The organism is Microbacterium sp. KNMS, assembly GCF_053851835.1.
Genome location: NZ_JBSQBP010000031.1, coordinates 35,602 through 42,505, shown reverse-complemented (window position 1 = coordinate 42,505; position 6,904 = coordinate 35,602). Strand labels below are relative to the sequence as shown.

The window sequence follows — 6,904 nt, the reverse complement described above, 5'->3', positions numbered from 1 at the left end:
GGGGGGGGAGGGGGGTCCCCCCCCCCCCCCCCCCCCCCCCCCCCCCCCCCCCCCCCCCCCCCCCCCCCCCCCCCCCCCCCCCCCCCCCCGCGTCCGCTCAGCCGAGCTTCTGGACGAGGGCGCTCAGGCGCCGGATCGACTCGGCCTTGCCGAGCAGCTCCATCGACTCGAACAGCGGCGGCGAGACCCGGCGCCCGGTGATCGCGACGCGCGGCGGGCCGTACGCGACACGCGGCTTGAGTCCGAGATTCTCGACGAGCGCGCCGCTCAGCGCGTCCTGGATGCCCTGCGCCGTGAACTCCGCCTCCGGCACGACCTCGAGGGCCCCGACGCACGCCGTGAGCACGACGCCCGCGTTCTCGGGAAGCCCCGCGAGCGCATCGTCGTCGTACGCGACCTCGTCCGAGAAGAGGAAGCCGAGGAGGCCGGGGGCGTCGCCCAGAAGCGGAAGGCGCTCCTGGATGAGCGGTGCGGCCTTCGCGAGCAGCGCGCGCTGGTCGTCGGTCGGGGTCGCGTCGACGAGGCCCGCCTGCGCGAGATACGGCACGATCCGCTCGGCGAAGTCGTCGGGCGCGAGCATCCGGATGTGGTCGCCGTTGATCGACTCGGCCTTCTTCTGGTCGAAGCGCGCGGGGTTCGGGTTGACGTCCTCGATGTCGAACGCGGCGACGAACTCCTCGAGCGAGAACACGTCGCGGTCGGGGCCGATGGACCAGCCGAGCAGCGCGAGGTAGTTGAGCAGCCCCTCCGGGATCATGCCCTTCTCGCGCTGCAGGAACAGGTCGGCGCGGGGGTCGCGCTTCGAGAGCTTCTTCGTGCCGTCGCCCAGGACGAGCGGCATGTGCCCGAAGCGCGGGATGAAGGTCGTGACGCCCGCGTCGATGAGCGCGCGGTAGAGCGAGAGCTGACGGGCCGTCGACGGCATGAGGTCCTCGCCGCGCAGCACGTGGGTGATCCCCATCAGCGCGTCGTCGACGGGGTTCACGAACGTGTACAGCGGGACGCCGTTCGGGCGCACGATGACGAAGTCGGGGAACGAGCCGGCCGGGAAGGTCACCTCGCCGCGGATGAGGTCGACGTACGTGAGGTCCTCGTCGGGAACGCGCAGGCGCAGCGCGGGCTGGCGGCCCTCGGCGCGGAAGGCGGCCTTCTGCTCCTCCGTGAGGTCGCGGTCGTGGTTGTCGTAGCCGAGCTGCTTGGCGCGGCCGGCGGCCTCGTTGCGGGCGTCGATCTCCTCGGCGGTCGAGAAGCTCTCGTAGACGAGCCCCGCGGAGATGAGCTTGTCGAGCACCTCGCGGTAGATGTCGTGCCGCTGCGACTGCCGGTACGGCGCGTGCGGGCCTCCGGTCTCGACGCCCTCGTCCCAGTCGATGCGCAGCCAGCGCAGCGCGTCGAGGAGCTGCTGATAGCTCTCCTCGCTGTCGCGGGCCGCGTCGGTGTCCTCGATGCGGAAGACGAGCTTGCCGCCGTGGTGGCGGGCGTAGGCCCAGTTGAACAGGGCCGTGCGGACGAGGCCGACGTGAGGGAGGCCGGTGGGCGACGGGCAGAAGCGCACGCGCACGTCGGCGCCGGTGGCGGTCGTGGTGCGGGGATCGGGAGCAGACATCCCGTCCAGTCTAGTTCGCGACGCCCGGTGGCCTGTGAGGGCTCAGCGCCGCGCGAGGGGCGACAGCACGGTCGTGAGCGCGACGAGCACGAGGGCGACGAGCGCGAGCGCCCCGTAGCCCCACTGCCCGAGGACGACGCCCGCGAGAACAGCGCCGACTGCCGCGGACGAGGTCATCAGCGTGTCGCCGATCCCCTGCCGCCGCGGGCGGAGGTCGACCGGCGTGCTCTCGGTGAGGAGCGCCGCGCCCGCCACCGTGGCCGCGCTCCAGCCGAGCCCGAGCAGGAACAGCGCGACGATCACGATGCCCTGCACGTCGGACCCGAAGGTCGCCAGCAGCAGCGCGCACGCGAGGACCCCCTGCCCCAGCAGGACGACGGCGACGCGGCCCCAGCGGTCGGCCAGCCAGCCGAACACGGGCGACAGCCCGTACATGCCGAGGACGTGGAGCGCGATCGTCGTGCCGACGAGGAGGGTCACGGCCTCGTTCGCGCCCGCGGCCCCGCCATGCCCGGCGTGCGCGAGATGCTGGAGGTGCACGGGCGTCATCGCCATGACCGACGCCATGACGACATGCGACGCGGCCACGGCGAACATCGCATAGCGCGCCGCGAGGGGGCGGTCCGCGTCCACCGGCGGCGCCGCGCCTCCCGCGGCGTCGCGTGAGATCCGCTGGCCGAGCAGAAGCGGATCAGGGCGCAGTGCGACGAGGTAGAGGATGAGCGCGGCCGCCTGCGCGACGATGGAGAAGAGGTACGCGCCGGTGAGCGGCGGCATGCCGACCAGCCGGCCGAGCGCCTCTCCCGGAGTCAGCAGCAGCGGCCCGAGCACGCCGCCGACCGTCGTCGCCCAGACGACCGTGCCGAGGTCGCGTCCGCGGCGCTCGCCCGCGGCGAGGTCGGTCGCCGCGAACCGGGACTGCAGATTGCCCGCGTTGCCCGCGCCGATGAGCACGACCCCCGCGAGGAGGAGCGGGAAGACGCGCAGGGCCGCCGCCGTCACGACGATCGCGATGCCGACGAGTGCGAAGAGGTTGCCGAGGGTCAGCGCCGTGCGGCGGCCGCGCGCGGCGGCGAGTCGAGCGAGCGGGATGGCGCAGAGCGCGGCCCCGAGGGTGACGGACGCGGTCGCGAACCCCGACAGCGACTCCTGACCGGAGATTTCGGCGGCGAGGAGGGCCCCGAGCGAGACGGTGGCGCCGAAGGCGACGCCGCCGAGGACCTGGCCGAGCGCCAGCACGCGGACGACGCGGCCCTGGATCCGCGCGACCTCCTCGGGAGCCGTGACGGCGGTCATGTCACGCGTCGCGCACGGTGTTGCGCAGCAGCCCGATGCCCGGGATCTCGACCTCGACCGTGTCGCCGGCCTGGAAGGGGCCGACTCCGGCCGGCGTGCCGGTGAGGATGACGTCGCCCGGGAGGAGCGTGAACGCCGCCGACACGTGCGCGATGATCGTCGGCACGTCGAAGATCATGTCCGACAGCGGGGCCTCCTGCACGACCTCGCCGTTGAGGCGGGTCGTGAGGGAGCCCTGCGCGAGGTCGAACTCGGTCTCGATCGCGGGCCCGATCGGGCAGAACGTGTCGAAGCCCTTGGCGCGCGCCCACTGCCCGTCGCTGCGCTGCAGGTCGCGCGCCGTGACGTCGTTCGCGATGGTGTATCCGAACACGACATCGAGGGCGTCATCCGCTCGCACGTTCTTCGCGATGCGCCCGATCACGATGGCGAGCTCGCCCTCGTACTGCGTGTCGGAGCTCTGCGGCGGCCGGACGATCGCGTCGCCGGGCCCGATCACCGAGGTGTTCGGCTTGAGGAACAGCAGCGGCTCGGCGGGGACGTCGTTGCCGAGCTCGGCGGCGTGATCGCGGTAGTTGCGCCCGACCGCGACGACCTTCGAGCGCGGGATGACCGGCGCGAGCAGCGCGACGTCCGTGACCGGAACGCGCGCTCCCGTGGTCTCGAACCCCGCGAACAGCGGGTCTCCCGCGAGCACGACGAGCTCCGACCCGTCGACGATCCCGTAGGTGATGGCGTCGTTGTGGCTGAACCGCGCGATCTTCACCCTGCCAGCCTAGCCACGACCGTCCACCGCGGAGTCGATCGCCTCGGCCAGGGCGCCGCCCATCGCCTCCGCGAAGGTCGCGGTGAGGTGGTGCGAGTCGCGGTAGACGAGCAGCCCGCCGAGGATGGGCGCGCAGGCGGGCTCCTCGGAGGCGGCGCCGTCGATGGGCGCGCAGAAGTACGGCAGGAGGTCGATCTCCTCCGCGCGCGTCTCGCGGGCGACCTCCCTCACCGCGTCGCGTCCCGCCCCGCGGACGGCCTCCGACTCGGGAACTGCGCACACGGCCGCGTGCTCGAGGTTCATCGCGAGGCAGTCGAGCGGGCTCGTGCCGAGATCCGGCGTGTCGGCGAGGAGGAGCACGCGCGTCTCGGGCAGCGCGTCGACGACCTCGCGGAGCCCGTCTCGCCACGCCTGCCCCGCGTCGACGCCGCCCGGCACCTCCTCGTCGGCGTAGTTGGCGAGCACGAGGACCTCCGGCGGGTCCTCCCTGAGCTCGTCGAGCACCGCGCTGCGCCAGCGGTCGCATGCACCGAACGCGCTGCCGTCGAGCACGTGGCGCGCCAGCGCCGACGAGCAGCGGCTCTTGGTGTGCGTCGTGAGCGCCATCCCCCGCTCCTCCGCGGCGCGGAGCACCCCCGGGACCCAGTGCGCGGCGTGCGAGTCGCCCCAGAGGACCATCCGCTCGTCCCCTTCGCCGAAGGAGCACGGGCGCGGGCGCTCCCCCTGATAGCCGAGGTTGCATCCGTCGTCGTACACCTCCGACTCGTCGTCGGGAGCGTCCGCGAGCCCCGGCTCGAGGTTGGCCGGGACGACGGGCGTGACCTCCGGAGGGACGGCCGGCTCGGCGTGGGCGACCCGCGTCTGCGTCGCGAGCGCGGGCTCGGGCGCCACGGCCAGCGCGGTCCCTGCGGCCAGCGCGACGGCCGCCGTCGCGCCCGCCGCCGAGAGGAGCGTCCGGCGCGGCCGTGCATCGACGAGCACCCGCGCGCGGCGCGTCGGCTGCTCCACGAGCCGGAACAGGGCCCACGCGACGGGGATGCTCGCGACGCCGAGCGCCGCGGGAAGCCAGGGAAGGCCGGGCGCCAGCAGCGCGCCGGCCACGATCAGCGGCCAGTGCACGAGATAGAGCGAGAACGAGATCTCGCCGACGAAGACGAACGGCCGGCTGCCGATCACGGCACCCGCGCTCCCCCGCGGGGGCGCGTCCTGCCCGATCCCCGCGAGGATGACCGCGCCGGTCGAGAGGACCGGCAGCAGCACGAGCACGCCCGGGAACGCGGAGGACTCTCCGATGAGCGCGATCGCCGCGAGGATGCCGGCGAGGCCCGCCCAGCCGAGCGCGGCGCGCACGAGTCCGGGGATGCGCGCGACAGCGGCGGCGGGCACGAGCGCGATGAGCGCGCCGACGGCGAACTCCCACATGCGCGTCCAGAGCGCGAAGAACGCCCACGGCTGCGACACGGGCGTGAGGGCGACGACCGCGGCGAGGGATCCGGCGAGGACGATCCCGAGCGCGACGGCGACCGCCCCGCGCGCACCGCGCCGGCCCCCGAGTCGGCGGCCGACGGCCCACGCGGCGAGCAGCAGAGCGGGGCAGACGAGGTACCACTGCTCCTCGACGCCGAGCGACCAGTAGTGCTGGAAGAGCGACGGCGTCTCGTCGCCGAAGTAGTCCGCGTCGCGCACGGCGAACGCGTAGTTCGGCACGAACAGGGCCGAGGCGACCGCGTCGGCGAGGAGCGTCTCCCGCCGGAGGGGCGAGACGATCCCGTACGCGCCGACGACCGTGAGCACGACCACGACGAGCGCCGCGGGGAGGATGCGGCGCGCCCGGCGCGCCGTGAACGCCGGCAGGTCGATGCGGCCGGTCTCCGCCAGCTCGCGCACGAGGAGGCTGGTGATGAGGAAGCCCGACACGACGAAGAACACGTCGACGCCGATGAACCCGCCCGGCGCCCAGGTCGCGCCCGCGTGCTGCGCCACGACGGCCAGCACGGCGATGGCCCTGAGCCCCTGGATGTCTCGACGGAACCCGGCGCGGCGCATCATCCCGACAGGGTGCCGCCCGCAGGTGAACGGACGGTGATGCGCGACGCCCGCCCGGGCATCCCGGGCGGGCGTCGCGGCGAGCGGGCGCTCAGGCGTCGAGGCGGTACAGCCACCCCTTCGTGTCCTCGCGGCGCCCGTACTGGATGTCGGTGAGCTCCTCGCGCAGCGAGAGGCCGAGCTCGCCGAGCGGCTGGGCGTCCTCGAAGCCCTCGCCCTTGAGCGCGCCGATCGGCGTGACCACCGCTGCAGTGCCGCACGCGAACACCTCGGTGATGTCGCCCGACGCGACGCCGTCGCGCCACTCCCCGAGCGAGACCGCGCGGCGCTCGACCGCGAGGCCGCGATCGGCCGCGAGCTCGAGGAGCGAGTTGCGGGTGATGCCGTCGAGGATGCTGTCCGACGCCGGCGTGACGAGCGTGCCGTCCTTCTTCACGAAGACGATGTTCATGCCGCCGAGCTCCTCGACGTTCCCGTCGGCGTCGAGGAAGACCACCTGGTCGCACCCCTTCTCGTACGCCTCGGCCTGAGGAAGGAGGCTCGAGGCGTAGTTGCCGCCGGTCTTCGCGGCGCCCGTGCCGCCCTTCGCGGCGCGCGCGTAGTTCTCGCTCAGCCAGATGCTGACCGGCTTCACACCTCCCGTGAAGTACGAGCCGGCGGGGCTCGCGATGAGGCAGTACGTGTACTTGTGCGCGGGGCGGACGCCGAGGAACGCCTCCTTCGCGAACATGAACGGGCGCAGGTAGAGCGTCTGGTCGGCCTTCTCGGGCACCCAGGCGCCGTCGACCGCGATGAGCTCGCGCAGAGACTGGAGGAAGTACTCCTCCGGAAGCTCGGGCATCGCGAGGCGGCGCGCGCTGCGCTGCATGCGGCGCGCGTTCTGATCGGGCCGGAACGTGTAGATCCCGCCGTCGGCGTGGCGGTAGGCCTTGAGGCCCTCGAAGATCTCCTGCGCGTAGTGGAGCACGGCGGCGGCGGGCGACAGGCTGATCGGACCGAAGGGCTGCACGCGCGGACGGTGCCAGCCGCCCTTGACCGACCAGCAGATGTCGACCATGTGGTCGGTGAAGATCGTGCCGAAGCCCGGGTTCTCGAGCAGCTCGGCGCGCTGGGCAGGCGAGACGGCGGCGAGGTTCTTCGTGACCGCGAAGTCGAGAGACGGGAGCGTGGTGTCGGTGGTCGTCATGTGC

The 6,904-nt window shown here is 73.4% G+C and carries 5 protein-coding genes; all 5 read right to left on the bottom strand.

The window, feature by feature from the left end:
• Window positions 1-97: 97 nt before the first annotated feature.
• The gene (gene gltX, locus ACWXWW_RS16170; protein ID WP_455970858.1) at window positions 98-1,606 is read right to left on the bottom strand and encodes a glutamate--tRNA ligase; all 1,509 of its coding nucleotides are present in this window, start codon (window positions 1,604-1,606) and stop codon (window positions 98-100) included.
• Window positions 1,607-1,648: 42 nt separating this feature from the next.
• Window positions 1,649-2,902, bottom strand: a complete 1,254-nt coding sequence (locus tag ACWXWW_RS16165) for an MFS transporter (RefSeq protein WP_455970856.1) — start codon at window positions 2,900-2,902, stop codon at window positions 1,649-1,651.
• A 1-nt stretch (window position 2,903) separates the two neighbouring features.
• A complete protein-coding gene (locus tag ACWXWW_RS16160; RefSeq protein ID WP_455970854.1) occupies window positions 2,904-3,668 on the bottom strand; it encodes a fumarylacetoacetate hydrolase family protein in 765 nt (254 codons plus the stop codon).
• Window positions 3,669-3,677: 9 nt separating this feature from the next.
• Window positions 3,678-5,717 (bottom strand): acyltransferase family protein, encoded by a 2,040-nt coding sequence (locus tag ACWXWW_RS16155; protein ID WP_455970852.1) that lies wholly within the window; start codon window positions 5,715-5,717, stop codon window positions 3,678-3,680.
• An 88-nt stretch (window positions 5,718-5,805) separates the two neighbouring features.
• Entirely contained in the window at window positions 5,806-6,900 is a 1,095-nt protein-coding gene (locus tag ACWXWW_RS16150; protein ID WP_324011528.1) for a branched-chain amino acid aminotransferase, read from the bottom strand.
• Window positions 6,901-6,904: the final 4 nt, after the last annotated feature.

Excerpts from the sequence above, each read along its gene's own strand:
- gltX (WP_455970858.1), bottom strand. The coding sequence starts at position 1,606 with ATGTCTGCTCCCGATCCCCGCACCACGACCGCCACCGGCGCCGACGTG.
- ACWXWW_RS16165 (WP_455970856.1), bottom strand. The coding sequence starts at position 2,902 with ATGACCGCCGTCACGGCTCCCGAGGAGGTCGCGCGGATCCAGGGCCGC.
- ACWXWW_RS16155 (WP_455970852.1), bottom strand. The coding sequence starts at position 5,717 with ATGATGCGCCGCGCCGGGTTCCGTCGAGACATCCAGGGGCTCAGGGCC.
- ACWXWW_RS16150 (WP_324011528.1), bottom strand. The coding sequence starts at position 6,900 with ATGACGACCACCGACACCACGCTCCCGTCTCTCGACTTCGCGGTCACG.